The 17,600-nt window shown below is 43.6% G+C and carries 7 protein-coding genes; 4 read left to right on the top strand and 3 right to left on the bottom strand.

Going from position 1 to position 17,600, the window contains the following annotated elements; translation table 11 throughout:
- Window positions 1–92 precede the first annotated feature (92 nt).
- Window positions 93–11,354 (top strand): ESPR-type extended signal peptide-containing protein, encoded by an 11,262-nt coding sequence (locus ACTJIX_RS10370; protein ID WP_440611422.1) that lies wholly within the window; start codon window positions 93–95, stop codon window positions 11,352–11,354.
- Between the two features lie 162 nt (window positions 11,355–11,516).
- Here ACTJIX_RS10370 and ACTJIX_RS10365 read toward each other — a convergent pair whose 3' ends face one another.
- From ACTJIX_RS10365 to ACTJIX_RS10355, 3 genes are all read right to left on the bottom strand, one after another.
- Window positions 11,517–12,488, bottom strand: coding sequence for a class I SAM-dependent methyltransferase (locus tag ACTJIX_RS10365; RefSeq protein WP_262478484.1), 972 nt, complete (start codon window positions 12,486–12,488; stop codon window positions 11,517–11,519).
- Window positions 12,489–12,806: 318 nt separating this feature from the next.
- The gene (locus tag ACTJIX_RS10360; protein WP_004893742.1) at window positions 12,807–13,505 is read right to left on the bottom strand and encodes a pirin family protein; all 699 of its coding nucleotides are present in this window, start codon (window positions 13,503–13,505) and stop codon (window positions 12,807–12,809) included.
- Window positions 13,506–13,668: 163 nt separating this feature from the next.
- Window positions 13,669–14,892, bottom strand: a complete 1,224-nt coding sequence (locus tag ACTJIX_RS10355) for a L,D-transpeptidase family protein (RefSeq protein ID WP_253169665.1) — start codon at window positions 14,890–14,892, stop codon at window positions 13,669–13,671.
- 198 nt (window positions 14,893–15,090) lie between these two features.
- Here ACTJIX_RS10355 and hemE point away from each other — a divergent pair, with 198 nt between their 5' ends.
- The 3 genes from hemE to ACTJIX_RS10340 all read left to right on the top strand — a co-directional run bounded on the left by hemE (window position 15,091) and on the right by ACTJIX_RS10340 (window position 17,587).
- Window positions 15,091–16,161, top strand: a complete 1,071-nt coding sequence (gene hemE / locus ACTJIX_RS10350) for a uroporphyrinogen decarboxylase (protein ID WP_005221411.1) — start codon at window positions 15,091–15,093, stop codon at window positions 16,159–16,161.
- A 10-nt stretch (window positions 16,162–16,171) separates the two neighbouring features.
- The gene (locus tag ACTJIX_RS10345) at window positions 16,172–16,978 is read left to right on the top strand and encodes a DUF817 family protein (protein WP_005221414.1); all 807 of its coding nucleotides are present in this window, start codon (window positions 16,172–16,174) and stop codon (window positions 16,976–16,978) included.
- Window positions 16,979–17,116: 138 nt separating this feature from the next.
- Window positions 17,117–17,587, top strand: coding sequence for a DUF3015 family protein (locus ACTJIX_RS10340; RefSeq protein WP_004810609.1), 471 nt, complete (start codon window positions 17,117–17,119; stop codon window positions 17,585–17,587).
- Window positions 17,588–17,600 lie beyond the last annotated feature (13 nt).

The following is a 17,600-nucleotide window of genomic DNA, read 5'->3' as shown; positions in this document are numbered from 1 at the left end:
TTAATCTCGTCAATTTTAATAATTTAAATATATGTTTTTATTTATTTTTTAATTGACATTGAGATGAGAGTCGTTGCATGAGATAGAAAGTCATGAACCACATCTACCGTATTATCTGGAATGAAACTTTAGGGGCATGGGTTGCAGTTGCAGAGAATGTAAAAAGAAAAGGGAAAAGATCATCAGTAAAATTAGCTGCTCTTTCCGTTACAACACTCATCAGTTTGATACATATTCCCGCATTCGCTAAAAATGAACTTTGTATGCCAGATGAGGGTTGTAAGTCATTTACCAATTTATTTGATTCTGTTGTATTAAAACAAAGCCATGAACAAGCATATACCGATCAAGTAATCTCGATTACAGCAAGAGCTAATGATGGTAGTAATGGCCGTACAGGTGCATTATTTGTTAAGCCCAAAGCGGGTAAACCAGGTGGGGATGTTGGTACGAGCTGGGAATATAGCTATGTTGTGAACTCTGATATATCTGAAACAAACGGCTTAGATCCAATTGTTGTCATTTACCATAATGATGGGGCGTTTAATGGTGGAGGTGTGCCAAGCGGTGAATATATGCAGGCTACATTCACTCCACATGATGTAGATGGAAATGACATTTTTTTAGATGAAGTCAATCCTAGGTATCAGGTCAATACCGTTAACTATTCATCGAGTGGTGTGGCTTCAGCAATAAACACAACTACGGTAAATGTCACTTTAGAATTCAATGTCGATTCAAATACTGGTCAAGAAACATATCTAAAAAGTGTTCAAATTCCGCATTATGATTTGAATATAGATTTAGAAGATAGAGACCAGACCAGTACATCAGGTCAACATCTTAATGCTGAACTGAACTATTCCGTTCATGGGGAAAATCAGACGCTCAACTTTACTAAAACAGCGACCGCTGTGGAATTAAGCAGTCGCGGTGGTGATGGCGGAAATGGCGGGCAATATATTTTAGGTGGAAAAGGAAAACCGGGCGGTGTAGGTGGGGATGCTTCAAATTCGGTTCTAAACTTACATGATCTAGACATTGCTATTGTTGCGTCAACGCGAGCAACAGGGGTAGGTAAAGGCAGTACCGGCGTCTTAGTGAAGTCTCAGGGCGGTGATGGTGGTGATGGTGGTGGTTCTTATACGATTGACGCTGGGGGCGGAAAAGGGAATGTAGGCGGAGAAGGCAAAAAAGCATCTGCAAATATATTCAATACTCACATCATGATTAATGATGATTATTCATCAGGCGTGGTTGCGATCAGTGCAGCGGGTGATGGTGGTAATGGTGGTAAAGCTGGAGGTATTGTCTCATCTGGTGGTAAAGGAAATAACGCTGGACAAGCTGGCGAAGTTGAAATTTATACAGATAGCCAAAGCCGAATAGAAATTATTGGATCACATGGTAATGGTCTTTTAGCACAATCGGTGGGGGGAGCAGGCGGTTCCTCCGGTGCCAGTATCGGTATTGTATCGATGGGTGGGCAAGGCGGTCATGGTGGAAATGCCAATAATGTAAAAATTATAAATGAAGCTGAGATAGTAATTAAAGGAACACAATCCAATGCGATTACTGCGCAATCGGTTGGCGGTGGTGGTGGTAATGGCGGTAGTGGATTTGGACTGGTTACACTAGGCTCTATGAATGGTGCAGGTGGTAATAGTTCAATTGTTGATGTCACGAATAGTAATCAACTGACAGTTGAGGGACAGTCATCACACGGTATTGTTGCCCAATCTATTGGTGGTGGTGGTGGTAATACTGGTTTAACTGCTGGCATGGTGGCATTGGGTGGAAAGCAGACAGAAAGTAGTGCTGGTGGCGGTAATGCAGGTGTAGTTAGAGTAAATAATACCATTGGTGGAGATATTGCAACCCTCGGTGATGGTGCACATGCGGTGATTGCACAGTCCATTGGTGGCGGTGGTGGTAATGCAGGCCTAAGCACAGGTTTAGTCTCTTTCGGTGCCAATGGCGGTAAAGGTGGTCACGGTACTACGGTTACTGTCAATAATAATGCAAATATAACAACAAATTATTTATCTACAGCAAATAATGATAGTGAACGACAAATAGAAAAAGCACAGCAAGTTGGTTCCATTGGTATCTTGGCCCAATCGATTGGCGGTGGTGGTGGTAATGGTGGTAATTCAGTTGCAACAGGGGCTTTTGTCAGTTTAGCGCTGGGCGGCAAAGGTGGAGCTGGAGGTGACTCAGGTAATGTCCAGGTTCGTCATGGTGGTACTGATGGTTCTGAGCCGAGGATTTCAACAAAAGCAAATCAATCTAACGCAATTAAAGCACAGTCGATTGGCGGTGGTGGTGGTAATGCGGGTTATGCAGTATCTAATAGTGTTGGCGGCGGATTTAGCTTTAGCTTAGCGATGGCTAAAGATGGTGGTGCTGGAGGTACATCTGGTGATGTGCGGATTGATACTTTAAGTGGGGAGCTTCTTACTCAAGGAGATCGTTCAGCTGCTATTGTTGCACAGTCCATTGGCGGTGCAGGTGGTGATGGTGGTGTTGCTGGAACTGGCAGTGTATCAGTTGGTTTTAGCCTTGGCTTAAGTTTGGGGGGAGAAGGTGGACATGGAGGTACAACGGGAACTGTCGAAGTCAACAATAATAGCTTAATCCATACTCAAGGAGCTGATTCGTCAGCTATTGTTGCGCAGTCGATCGGTGGTGATGGCGGTGCAGGAGGAGCAGTGTATAGCTTCTCGGGAGGAATGTATGCTGGCGCAGTTGGACTGGGTGGCACAGGTGGTGCGGGAGGTGTTAGTAATTCTGTTACCGTCATCAATAGCGCGGATATTATGACTCAAGGAGCGAGTTCATCTGCCATTTTAAGTCAGTCTATTGGGGGCAGCGGTGGTAATGCAGGAACAGCAATTACTGGTGCATTGGGTAACATAAGCGCCGGACTTTCTTTAGGTGGTCAATCTCGTGCAGGGGGTACTGCAAAACTTTCTAAAATACATTCACTTGCAGAAAGAATAATAACAAAAGGTGATAACGCCACGGCAATTATTGCCCAATCTATCGGTGGAGATGGGGGTAATGGCGGCAATGCAATTGGTGTGTCTGGCTCAGCCTTGGCAGGAGCTGGTATTGGCGTTGGCGGTACAGGGGGGACTGGTGGAAAAGCTGGTGCTGTCGAAGTGGTTATTGGTGATGAAACCACTGCATTGGAAGGCGTGGTTATAACACAAGGTCTTAACTCGGGTGCAGTTTTGGCGCAGTCTATCGGTGGTTCTGGAGGTAATGGCGGATATGCTATTGGAGCTGCTGCCAATGTAAATGTCGCTGGTGGTTTGAGTGCAGGTGTTGCACTTGGTGGGACTGGTGGCAAGGGAGGTTCAGCCGAAGCTGTGACCTTAACCTCACATCATGCAATATTTACAGAAGGTGAAAATTCAACTGGATTGACGGCTCAATCTATGGGGGGCGATGGTGGTAATGGTGGCATGGCATTGGGTATCGCTGCGACTGGGTCATTGGCTGGTATTGTAAATGCAGGCGGTCTCCCATCTGTAGCTTTAAGTGCGGCAGTTGGGGGTAAAGGTGGTAGTGGAGGCATTGCAAAATCTGTAGAGCTGACCAGCCATAATGTTATTGGCACAAAAGGTAATAACTCCAATGCCATACTTGCTCAATCACTTGGTGGTGGCGGTGGTAGTGGTGGTTTTTCAGGTGCATTTAGCCTAAGCGCATCAAAAGTAGGTGCTATTGCAGCCAGTGTCGCTGTAGGCGGAACTGGCGGTGATGGTGGTCAGGCAGGCACAGTGAATGTCGATTCTTTTGCTGATATGGCGACTGAGGGCCACAATTCATCCGCTATCTATGCACAGTCAATCGGTGGTACAGGTGGTAAAGGTGGAATGTCTTTGGCAGTTTCTGCCGCAGCGGGCTCATCTGCTGCATTGAGCTTAGGTGCAAGTGTTGGTGGAGATGGGGGAAATGGTGGTACAGCGAAAAGTGTTGAAGTAAATAGCCAGAGCAATATCAATACGGCTGGTGATTTTTCACATGCGATTCTTGCACAGTCAATTAATGGTAATGGCGGTAGCGGTGGTAACGCCATAAATGCATCTGTGTCTTTATCCAATGGTCCTGCTACAACTGCATCAGTTTCTATTGGTGGAGAAGGTGGCGGCGTGGCTACCTTTAAAGATAAAGATGGTAATGATCTGAAAGATCAGTATGGCCGTTTAAATGTAAATGGGACTTATCGAAACTTAAGTGGTAAAAAGGTCGACGAAGAAGGGCGTTTACTTGATAGTGCAGGAAAGATTGTTAATAGTGAGGGGTATCGTGTTACTGCTCATGGTCATTTCATCTTAGATGATAACAAAATTGTAGATGCCGAAGGGCGTGAGCGAGATCAGAATGGTAACTATCTAGTTGATGGAAAGCGGTATAACGATCAAGGTTATGAGGTGACATCAGAAGGTTACATTGTTACAGCTCAGGGTAATGTGAATGAGGTCGGTAACAAGGTTAAAGCTGATGGAACAGAAGAAATAGATAGTCAAAAAAATGTTATTCACATTGATCAGAGCCAATGGGGAAGTATTGATCTCTCAAATATTCCTCAAATGAGTGATTTTGAAGCTAAACGAGTTTTGACAACTGTAGATCAATACAACGGGGACTGGAAAAACTATTTAGCGGCCATTTTGACTGAAAAACTAGAGCGAGAGCGCAATCTCAATCATGTCACTGTGAACGTTGGAAAACAATTCACCCATACTGATGACATTAAAGTGATTCAAACCTCGGGAATGAATGCTGATGCCATTGTTGCCCAGTCTATAGGTGGTAATGGTGGCACAGGTGGTCTTAGCATTAATGGCACATTAAGTTCAGGCCGGTCTGCAACCAACTTGGCTGTTGCCGTTGGTGGTGGCGGTGGTGATGGTGGTGTAGCTGGGGATGTCTTGGTTAATAATCAGAACACTCTGATTGAAACGACGGGTAAAAACTCAAGTGCTATTCTCGCGGAATCGATTGGTGGTAATGGCGGTAAAGGTGGTACGTCCATTTCTGCGAGTTTAACCAATGCCAAAGTACAAGCAGCTTCACTTACTGCAAGTGTTGGAGGTGGGGGTGGTATAGGTAATGAGGCGGGTGATGTAACTGTTATTTCGAATAATCAGGCTTCATTAAAAGATGCTGAAACCTTAGAAGATATTGCAACCATTTCGACCCTAGGGGATCTGTCTCATGGTATTGCGGCTAAGTCCATTGGCGGTGGCGGTGGTCAAGGCGGATTTGCGGGGAACTTTAGCTTAAATTATGGCAATAATAAAGGTATGCCAGGTACGCCTCAGCCTCAAAGTAGTTCATTATCTGCAAGTGTAACGATTGGTGGCGGTGGTGGTACAGGCAACCGTGCGGGTGATGTTTATGTGGATAGCACAGACAATATTGTCACCAAAGGTATAAATGCGATAGGTATTAAGGCTGAATCCATTGGTGGAGGTGGTGGTAGTGGCGGTAAAGCACTCGATGTAAATATCAATGCCACCGAAGGAACAGGAATTGATTTAGGCGTTACACTGGGCGGAAAAGGTGGTTCAGGGAGTTTAGCGGGCCAAGTTCAGGTTGATTCAGAAGGTTTAATTATTACAGAAGGAGATTATTCGCATGCAGTATATGCGAAATCTCTAGGCGGTGGCGGTGGTGATGGTGGTTTTGCTGTAACAGGATCGCTGTCTAGTAATGTTGCAACATTTCAAGCAAATGCGAGTGTAGGTGGTTTCGGGGGTAATGGAAACAGCGCTGATTTGGTGACTGTGAACCGCATGGGCGATATTTATACGCATGGTACAGAGGCGGTGGGTATTTTTGCACAGTCTATTGGAGGTGGCGGTGGTGATGGCGGTATGGCAATCACTGCAAATTTAGCTAAAGCTGACTCCTACCAACTTGGTTTTACTTTGGGTGGGGCTGGTGGTGATGGACATGCTGGTAGCAAGGTCAACATAGATAATGTTGGAACCATTCTGACAAAAGGCTTTAAATCACAAGCAATTAAGGCACAGTCGATTGGTGGTGGCGGTGGTAATGGTGGTACTTCAGCTGCATTTGATGCCAAAGGCATTAATATAAAAAGTAATTTTGTTATTACAGCTGCAGTAGGTGGTTGGGGCGGTGATGGAGGCTTCTCCGATAAAGTCACAGTGAAGAATGATGGGCTGTTGATAACACGAGGTAATAGCGCTCAAGCCATCTTAGCGCAGTCGATTGGCGGCGGTGGTGGTGATGGTGGTAATGCCTATTCAGGTACCTTAATGGCACCATCTGTAGGACCTCAAGGGAAAACAACGTCATTTACTTTTGCACTAGGTGGTTTCGCTGGTGAAGGGAATAAATCAGGCGAAGTGGATGTTCAGCATACGGGCGATATCTATACCGAAGGTGATCGTTCAAGCGCAGTACAAGCACAATCCATTGGAGGTGGTGGGGGTAATGGTGGTAATGCCTCAACACTCGCAGTGAATATGCAATGCGATGAAGTATGTGCGGATCAACTAAAAAATGAAAACTTATCTTCACCTCCATCAACATCGATTTCTACCAGTATTGGTGGCTTAGGGGGGATTGGAAATGACGCTAATACTGTTACCGTCAATACCAAAGGCTTAATTCAAACTCAAGGAAATAGTTCGAACGGGATCTACGCACAATCCATTGGAGGTGGTGGGGGCGACGGTGGTAGCACATTTGCGAACTCTACGACAATCACTGGTGCCCAAAAGGCAGGTTCATCTAATTTTTCTGTAGGAATTGGCGGTTATTATGGTTCAGGTGGTCATGGTGGGGATGTGAGTGTCACACATGCCAATTCAATCATGACCAATGGCTATAATTCAAAAGGTATTTTAGCTGAATCTATTGGCGGCGGCGGTGGCAATGGTGGTGATACTTCGGGTTCCAAAATTGGTGTCGGTGGTGGAGCATTCCAAGATGAGATGAGTCACTTGCTCGACAAACTCAAAGAATCATTATCTAACTTAGGTGCAGATGAACTTGCAAAAATTTTGCCCCGTTTAACAGATGGTGCTGCTGGTGATGGTGGTGATGTCATCGTAAATACTCGACTCGATGCGGAAGCTGAAGAAATTGAATTCACTCGAGCGGATCAGACTACATTTACGCTCAAGAATTTCATCATGACTCAAGGTCAATTCTCCGACGCGATCTTTGCTCAATCAGTTGGTGGTGGCGGTGGTATAGGTGGTACTGTCGAAGGGGGGACACCTGAAATTGCTTTCGAAATTGAGGTCAATTTACCTACTGGTGAAAAAGATGAGCACGGTAATGATATATATGCTCCGAAGACAGTTAAACAGACTATTAAGAAAGCAGATGGAGGTTTATTCGCACTCGGTGGCGATGGCGGTGCGGGTGGTGATGGCGGTGTTGTAACTGTCAATAACGAACTCGATTTATATACTGCGAACAAATCCTCACGTGGTATTTTTGCCCAATCCGTTGGTGGTGGTGGTGGTGCAGGTGGAGATTCAGATGGAAAATCAACCATCGGCATTGGTGGTTCAGGATCCATGGCGGGTAAAGGTGGTGAGGTTTCTGTTAATAACCAAGGCTCTATTTATACACAAAGCACAATGTCAGAAGGTATATTGGCGCAGTCCATTGGAGGCGGTGGTGGTGCTGGTGGCAGTGTGGAACAGGCAACCATTGCATTAGGTGGCGGAACACTCACGACTTTACTAAATGGTTTTGGAGCTAATTTACCTGTTAATAATGGGCAAGACGGCGGGTTAGTGAAAGTTCTGAGTGGAAGTAAAGCTAAACTGACTACGATTGCAACTCAAGGAAATCTCTCATCAGCAATACTTGCACAGTCTATTGGTGGTGGCGGTGGTGTAGGTGGTCATGCTAGCGGAACTGTAGCTGTTGGTGGAGCGGGAGCCGCAGGTGGTGATGGCGGTGTTGTATCCATTGATAACTTCTCAAATCTACAGACTTTAGGAGATGACTCATCCGCAATTTTAGCTCAATCCATTGGCGGTGGTGGTGGTGTTGGCGGAAACAGTGATGGTGGCAATAAAAACAACGAAACCAAGAGTGCAATGTTATCTGTAGGGGGGAACGGTTCTGCAGGTGGTAATGGTAACGATTTAACTGTAAAACATGATGCCCAAATCCAAACCTTAGGCAATAACTCTAAAGGTATATTGCTGCAATCCATTGGTGGTGGTGGTGGTGTTGCAGGTAGTACCAAAGGTTTCTCAACGGATGAAATTCGCGATGAAATTGAATCCATAGGTTTAGGAAGCGGTGTCAATAAAATATTAATGAAGCCATTAGACCTTGCAGATACTGTGATTGAAAAGGTGTCTGGTTGGGTGACGCCGTATATTAAAGAATATTTAATGTCAGGATCTGTTAAAGGTGGTGATGCAGGAACAGTCAGATTAAGCCTTGGTCCGGATAGTGCCGTTCAGACATCAGGTCATGCTTCAGAGGCTATAGTTGCACAGTCTATTGCTGGCGGTGGTGGTTCGACGGGTAGTACAGCTGGCCTACTTGTCGCTGGTGCATCAGCTGGTGCGAACGGTATCTCTGGTGCTGTACAAGTTGATCATGCAGGTGAAGCTTTTACCTTTGGACAAAATTCAAGTGTGATCGTTGCACAATCGATTGGCGGCGGTGGGGGACTAAGCAGTGGCATTGATCAAATCAGTCAATTTGCCCAGTTAGGTGCAGAAGGCGCTACAGGCTTAGCCAATACAGTGAGTGTTAGTAACTCGGGTGTTTTATTTACCAAAGATAAATTATCTCAAGGGATTATTGCTCAATCTATCTCTGGGGGTGGTGGGGCTACAGCACTCAGCCATCAGTTGGTTTTGGGTGGAGCAGATAATGCTGACAGTCATGCAGAAGATGTTACCGTAAGTAATAATGGATATATTGAAACAACCACAGATGGTTCGTCTGCAATTGTTGCGCAATCCATTGGTGGTGGTGGCGGTTTTGCTGCGGGTGTCGTCAATGGTAATGTAAGCGCTGGCAATGGTATGGGAGACGGTGCTGACGTAAGCGTGACTAATGGAACCTTATCGACAAGAAAACTTGCAGCATCTGGTACTGATACCACTCCATCTAAAGGGATTACCACATTCGGTAATTATGCCCACGGTATTATTGCTCAATCCATTTCAAATGGTGGGGGGTATAGCAATAACGTTGATGCTTCAGGTAATGTTACTGGTTACCAGACAGTTGCTCAGAGTGCATTAGTGAGCGGTAATGCAGGTAATGTGAATGTGGATCAGCATGACAATATCTATACGACAGGGGTTGGCTCTGTAGGGATTTTGGCACAAAGTACAGGCTTTAATGCGGGCACGATTATCATTAACAACACTGCAGATGCACTGATTCGTGGTGGATCAGCAGAGGGTGCTGCGATTCGTCTGATTGATGGACGTGACAACGCTATTCATAACGCAGGTATCTTGACCGGATCCGCATCTGATAACGTCTTTGGTCAATATTTATCAGGTCAACATGATTTGATTGATATTGGTCTGTTAAATGCAAATGCCGTATTGGCCGGTAATGCCGAAGACACGATTAACAACACTGGTTTTATCACAGGAAATCTGGATTTAGGTTCAGGTACAAATGCATTGAATAATAGAGGTGATGGCTGGATTATTTCAGGTCAATCACAAGTGATTAATGGGGTGGCCCGTAATGAAGCGAACTGGGCGGTATCGGGGGTAAATCTGGTTGGTCAAACTGACTTGATTGGGGACTTCAGTCAGGAGCAATCGGGAACTTTATTCTGGGACTGGAACTTTAAATCTGCAGCATCTTCAGCCGGTATAAATGCCCGAGCTTTGGCTGCGGCAACACCAAATTACGATGTCTTAAATGTTAGTGGTAATGCAGTGGTCGATGGCGTGCTATCTATTAATATTATGGATTCAGGCTATGTTAAACCTGGTGATTTTGCACTTAATTTTATCAATGCGAATGCAGTTGATATCAGTGCTTTAAAACTAGATGCAGTTGCTTCTGCTATTGCGACCTATAATCGCAGCTTGATAAATGGTAACGGTGCGATTGTTTCAAATATTAATTTTGCACCTACTGGCTTAAGTCAAAATGCTGCAAGTTTGGGTGAAGTGATTAATCAAATCCAGTTAGCAGAAATTGCAACATTTAGACCTGTTGCAGCACCACTATTCTACCGACCTGATTTAGAGGCTTTACAGGAAACGTATAATCTATTGAGTGGTGAAGGGAGTGTGGCTAGCCAACAATTGTACTTCACCCAAAATGCAGGTGTGATGTCAGACCTTTCGATGCATATCGATTTTTGGCGTTCGAAATCGGCACATGCCCAAAATAATGGATTTGCTACAGTAAGTTGTTCAGCTGAAAATGAAGCCGGTTCTGCACGTACAGATGTGAAAAACTGTCTGGAAGATAATAAATGGAGCTTATGGATCGCAGGTCACAATGGCGAGCAGGAGCAACGTGGCAAAACATCTTCAGGCATGGCAAATGTCAATAGCGACAGTTATCGTACCATGGTCGGACTGGACTATGCGCTATCGCCAAATACGCTGGTTGGTGTGGCATATAGCAATGGCAAGACCCAGTATGAAGTTCAGGACCGTTTGACTACAGGTTTAATGGACTTTGAAGGAGTGAATATATTTGCTTCACATCGTATTCAGGACGCATACGTAAAAGCTTTGATTGGATATGACCAAGTTTCAACCGAAGTAAATCGTTATGCATTCATTGATCCTGCTCTAGATCCAATAGTTCAGGTGGCAGGTGTTGAAAATAATCTGACTGGTGAAGCTAAGGCAGATGCCTACAGTCTGCGTTTAGAGACGGGGCGTCTGTTTGAATTAGATGCTGTAAATGTGACCCCGTTTATCGGAGCGCAGTATAGCCAACTAGATACAAAAGCATTCCGCGAATCGGCGTTAGAAAGTACAGATCCATTGGCTTTACAGTATGAAAAAACGAGTGTCTATAGTGCGCCGTTATTCATCGGTGCGCAGTTTGACAAAAACTTTGTCTTTAGCGAAGGCGTGATTCAGCCATATGCCCGTTTTGCATTCAGCCATGAGTTGTCTAGCAAACGAGAAATGGATGCAAGTTTTGTTTCTGCACCAGGTTATGTCTTTAGGACACAAGGTGGTGAACCACAACGTAATAGTTTTGATATGAATGTGGGCTTTAAAATGACCTCGATTACCAATCTGTCAATTTTTGGTCAGTACTATGGAAAGTACGCTTCATCAAGTTCGAGTGATCAAGGCGGAAGTATCGGTTTAGAGCTGAACTGGTAATAGATGAGTTAATAAAAAACCGGCTTAGGCCGGTTTTTTATTAAAGATAAACCTTTAAAATATCAATAAATTACTGGGATATTTTTTATAGATTTTTCATAAAAATTTATAAATTTTCTGAGTATTTACCCATTAAATAAAGAACTTTTAATGACGACAATATTATTGTTTGACTTCAATTTTCACTAATGCCAAAGCAATCCTGTCCACATGCTGATAAGCCGGTTGTTCTAATTCTTCTCCAAAGATGTCCGGATCAATCTCTTCATAAGACCAGCTGATATTTTTATACTGCTTCATTAAGTTTTCTAAATGCGCTAAAAAACGATTGCCATCCTGAGTGACGGTAACGCCTGTATATAAGAATATACATCCCCGTGGATAAAGATGCTGGATACCTTCTTTAATGATGCGAAAAGAGAGAGCATTGCCATCTAGCTCATCACCGCCATGCCGGTATTGACGTTGATACGGGTCGATTAAATAGGGGGGATTGGCAAAAATCAGGTCAAACTGACCTTGCAGATTTGCAAATAAATCACTCTGTACCGGATGGATTTTTTTTAAACCAGCAAAGTCGATATTCATTTGACTATATAACAGGGCTTTCGGATTAAGATCCGCGACAATCAGCTCATCATAATCTGGAAAATATTTTGCGATACTGACGGCAGCTGCCGAAGTACCACAACATAGTTCAACTGCGCGTTTCAATGGATCAGATCGGCTCGCTAAATGTTGCTTCAAGTGATAGGCAAAACGATAAGTATCTGGGCCAAAAAATACTGCATCTTGTTCTATGGTCGGAAAGGCAGAGTGAATAAATAACGCATTGTTGAGAGAAGCTACCCGTACCTGACTTAAATATAAGTTTTCCTGAAATTTAAGAAGCTGATGTTCTTCAAGTATGGAAAAAAGCGCAGGATCAAGATCTGTTTTTTTAAATCCAAGATTCCAGCCAAATATATCCTTGAGCGTAATTTCTTTATTTAAATCATTTTGTTTACGATCCAGAATCCGTTGATGAGAAAGTGGGGTAATTGCAGTAAATTGATAGTCTTGCTGTTTTAAGAAATTCAATAAATAAAGTAAGGCCTGCTGTTGGCTGGTTTTTATATCTAAGATCTGGTTCATAAGGATTTTCTCTTCTGATTCTTAGAAAATATCAAGTAATCATTCTGTTGTGCTCATAATAAAAAATGACTCGAAGGATAGCCATAAGAATTGGTTAAGTTTCTTCGTACGATATAAATAGACGGTTGTTTAAAATGAATAAGCTTAATCATCGCTGAAAATGGGAAACTCTTAGGTAAAGAAGTGCTGTGGATTGGTATTATTTATTTTTATCTGCAAGCTTGCATAGAGAGAAATAAGTTCACGATATAAAAAATAAAGGCTATCCACCTTGCAGATGAGATGAATAGCCTTTTAGAACTAAAATTGATAAAAATCTTAGTCTTTGACTTCCGGCAAATCAAACCAGATTACTTGAGCATCATCCAGAGCTCTCATATCTACTTCATCCAGGAAAGCGATTGCATCACCTGCATTTAAGGTGTATTCGGCAATCTGTACTGCACCTGAAATCACATGCACATAGTTAATATGCTGAGTGGCTTTGATTGCTAAAGCCTGATCTTTTTTGATCACTGCGGTTTTCACTTCAGCATTCTGACGAATATGCATCGGTGCGTTGTCAGTTGGTCCACAAATGAGATGCCACTGGTTAGGTTGTTCACGTGGATCCAGCTTAATTTGCTGATAGTTCGGTTGTGCATCATGTTCGTTTGGAATGATCCAGATTTGTAGCAAATGGACCTGTTCATCACCCTGGTTCATTTCACTATGGCGAACACCTGTACCGGCACTCATCAGTTGCCACTCACCCGCAGAAATCCCTCCGTGATTGCCCATGCTGTCCTGATGGGTAATCGTACCTTTAAGTACACAGGTCAGGATTTCCATATTGTCATGCGGATGTTGACCAAAGCCTTGGTGACCATCGATCAAGTCATCATTAATCACACGCAGTGCGCTGATACCCATATATTTAGGGTTATACCAGTTACCAAATGAAAAGCTGTGTTTGGATTCTAGCCAGCCCATTTTGACATGACCACGGTTTTCGCTTTTATGCAGGAAAGCATCCATTTTTCATCTCATCTATTTTTTTAACATGATCCTATCTTAGCGTTGTATTTATTTTATAAAAAGCCTATCCATGCGACAGATCATTGCAGTTTTGCAACGATCTGAATTTTATTGAAGCATAAAAAAGCCCACTCGAAAGCGGGCATTTTTTATATAGAACTGATTATTCCAGGAAGCGGACAGTTACACCTGACTTCACTTTACGGCCAAGATCATTGGCATCCCAGTTGGTCAAACGGATACAACCGTGTGAATAAGACTTGGAAATCATCGATGGATTTGGCGTACCATGAATACCAAATGATTTCTTGCTCAGACCAATCCAGATATTACCGACTGGACCATTCGGGCCAGGTGGTAAGGAAAGCGGTTTGGTATTATTACCTTGAACAAAGTTAGAAGGTGAATAGCTATAATACGGGTTACGCGCCACACCTGTTACTTTATAAGTACCTGTTGGAGAAGGCGTACTGGTATTACCAATACTTGCCGGGAAAGAGGCAATCATTTTATTTTTGCTGTTAAACAGATACAGCTGTTTGGCACCTTTGTGCGCTACAATCAAATGAATGTCTTCTGGCAGGTTGTTACGGACATTGGCAACCAAAAGTTTTTGGCCTGCTTTGCTGAAATTTGCTCCCGGATTGAGCTGTTTCAAGAATGCTTCATCCATGTGGAATTTTTCAGCAAGCATTTCCGACATGCTGGTGTAGTACAGACCAGGCATTTTAGCCTGTAGCGCATAATCAGATGGAATTGATTTTGCCAAAGGTACTTTCAGATCTTCTGCTGAAATGGTGTATTCGACAAATGCAGGCTTAGATGCTTGCAACTCTATCAGCTTATCCCAGGTTTCTTTGGTCAATGTACCGGTCGGCTTGATACCATTCATTTGCTGGAAAGAAGCCAGTGCTTTCAGGGTATTTTTACCACTGGTTCCATCAATTGCACCTGGCGAAGCATGAGCATTGTTCAACATGACATGTGCACGTGCGTATACAGGGAACTGACCTTTACCGATGTCTTCATACCATTCAGCATTATTCAGACCATCTAGCGTCCAAGAGGCTTTATTGGCATGAGCAGAAGTGCTTTTAGCGGCTGCTGTTGGGGCAGCACCGATATCCGCATTTTGATCTTCAGCTGCCTGCAGGCCATCCAGGGTCTCAGAAGCCTGAGTAAGATCGCTTTGTTCCTGAGCTGAAATAGGAGTATCTGTAGATTTGGCTGCTGATGCTTCTGTAGCAAGCGGATCGATCGGGTCTTGAACCGTAACATCGCTCGCTACTTTTTTGGGATTTAATGGCTGTTCAGTAGCAGAAGCAGCGAAGGCAGTACCTGCAATAATGCAACTTAAACTCATTGCGAGCATTGTGCGAACGAACATGTAATTCAACCTAATTATTCATAAACTATTTAAATAACGTAATAAGTATTACAGAAAAACTATGGAGATGCAGTAGTTGTTTTGTGACACCCTTAATTCTTCACTTATGATGATCGATTTTTAAAGTAATGTGAAGTTATTAAAAATGGAGGCTTTTTGCTATGATGTCTTGAATGTCAAAGATTGATGGTAATGTGAATGACGACCTTAAAAAATGATCGTTTTCTGCGTGCATTGTTGCGTGAACCTGTAGATACCACACCCGTATGGATGATGCGCCAGGCAGGCCGTTATTTACCAGAATACCGTGAAACACGCGCTAAGGCAGGGGATTTCCTGTCTCTTTGCAAGAATACCGAATTTGCCTGTGAAGTGACCTTGCAGCCGCTGCGCCGTTATGAACTTGATGCAGCCATTCTATTTTCGGACATTTTGACTGTGCCGGATGCATTAGGTCTGGGTCTGTATTTTGAAGCCGGTGAAGGTCCTAAGTTTCATAAAACCGTACGTACCGAGCAGGATGTAGCGAATCTGCCAGCATTTAATGCCAAAGCAGATCTAGACTATGTCATGAATGCGGTTACTACGATCCGTTCAGCATTAGGTGGACAAGTTCCCTTAATTGGCTTCTCGGGCAGTCCATGGACACTGGCGACTTATATGGTTGAAGGTGGTTCCAGCAAGGATTTCCGCTTTACCAAACAAATGATGTATGCACAGCCTGAAGTGCTGCATGCATTACTTACACGTCTGGCAGATGCAGTAACGGATTACCTGAATGCCCAGATTGATGCAGGTGCTCAGGCGGTGCAGATTTTTGATAGTTGGGGTGGTGCACTAGCGCATCGTGAATATATCGAATTTTCACTTAATTATATGCAGAAAATTGTCGCAGGTTTGCAGCGTGAAAAAGAAGGCCGCAAGATCCCTGTGATCCTTTTCACCAAAGGTGGTGGCCAGTGGCTTGAGCCAATGGTAGCAACAGGTGCAGATGCTTTTGGACTGGACTGGACTACGCCGTTGAATGTTGCCCGTCAGACTGTTGCTGGTCGTGCAGCATTACAAGGCAACCTTGATCCTGCAACCTTATATGGTTCTCCAGACGCAATTGCTAAAGCTACCCGGCTGATGTTGGATGATGCCTATGCCAATGGTGAAAAGACCGGTTATGTGGCAAATCTTGGACATGGCATTACACAATGGGTAGATCCAGCCCATCCTAAAGCGTTTATTGATACCGTGCATGAGTACAGCGCTAAATATCTTTAGGATGTAAACCTTGATCGACCTACTCAAATCAGGGGTTGAATTTTCTTATAAGGCAGCATCGGCTGCCTTATTTGGGATCTTACTCCTGCTGGCTTTTGCTTTTAGTGCTTCAATGGGGAGTGAACTGTTTTACGGCTTCTACCGTTATGACTATCTTCTATTTTATGCTCTGGTGATTCAGGTCATTCTATTGTATGCCAAATTAGAATCCTGGGCAGAAGCCAGAGTCATTGCGCTATTTCATATTCTGGCGATGGTGATGGAAATTTTTCTGACTCATCCAGCGATTGCTTCCTGGCATTATCCACAACCCGCCATTTTCAAGATCTTAACCGTCCCGTTGTTTGCAGGCTTTATGTATTCAGCTGTAGGCAGTTTTTTTGCGCGTTCATTACGTCTGTTTCAGGTCTCTTTTAATCACTTGCCTGGTTTTGCCAATATGATGGCACTGGCCGTGTTGTCCTATATTAACTTCATGAGCAAGTTCTTTATTCCAGACTATCGTATTCTTCTTTTTATCTGGAGCGCGCTGATCTTCTGGAAAACTCAAATCCGCTTTCAGCTGAACCGGCATTCCTTTCAGTTGCCGATGTTACCGGTCCTGGCTTTACTGGCTTTTATTATCTGGATTGCAGAGAATATCAGTACCTTTTACCAGATCTGGCTCTATCCAAGTCAGGTAGAAAAATGGCATATGGTCGGCTGGGCAAAATTAGGTTCCTGGTACTTGTTATTATTGCTCAGTCTGGTTCTGGTTATGAAGATTTTAGGGGTGCGTGATTCTAGAGGAAATTGGCAGTTGAAAGCTTCTTCATAAAATTAATGTTTTCTTTGGTTAACATGGACGTTTTTGACATTGCGTATCGATCAGCTTCCAGCTAATCTGCTTAATGTGTAATATAAATTACATAATTATATCAATAACAAAGATGCAGAGAATAACCGGAGAATAAGTATGTTGAAAAAAATTATGCTCGCAGCAGTATTAGCGACTGGTTCGAGCCTGGCGATGGCTGACAATGATGTTGGTTGTGGTGTCGGTAGTCAGGTGTGGGCAGGTCAGTCAGGCATTATTCCTAAACTGCTTGCTGGTACTACAAACGTTCTGTTTACTAACCAATGGCTAGGGATTACTTTCGGTACCTTGGGTTGTAGTCAGGGAGGAACAGTCACTGCACAAGTTGTGACGTTTACCAATGAAAATGCGGAAGCATTGGCACGCGATATGGCTGTTGGTGAAGGTGAAAGCCTGAATGTACTTGCAGAATTGCTGAATATTAAATCTGAAGATAAAGCACGCTTCTTTACTTTATCCAAGCAGAATTTCTCTGAAATCTATTCAGAAGAAAATCAAAATACTTTACAGGTTTTGAGCTCATTACAAAACGTGATGGCTAAAGATGAAGTGTTAAAATCTTACATCTAACGGATCCTTAAAA

The organism is Acinetobacter sp. 22323 (assembly GCF_052044895.1).
Lineage (GTDB): Bacteria > Pseudomonadota > Gammaproteobacteria > Pseudomonadales > Moraxellaceae > Acinetobacter > Acinetobacter schindleri.
This window is presented reverse-complemented; position numbering and strand designations above follow the sequence as displayed.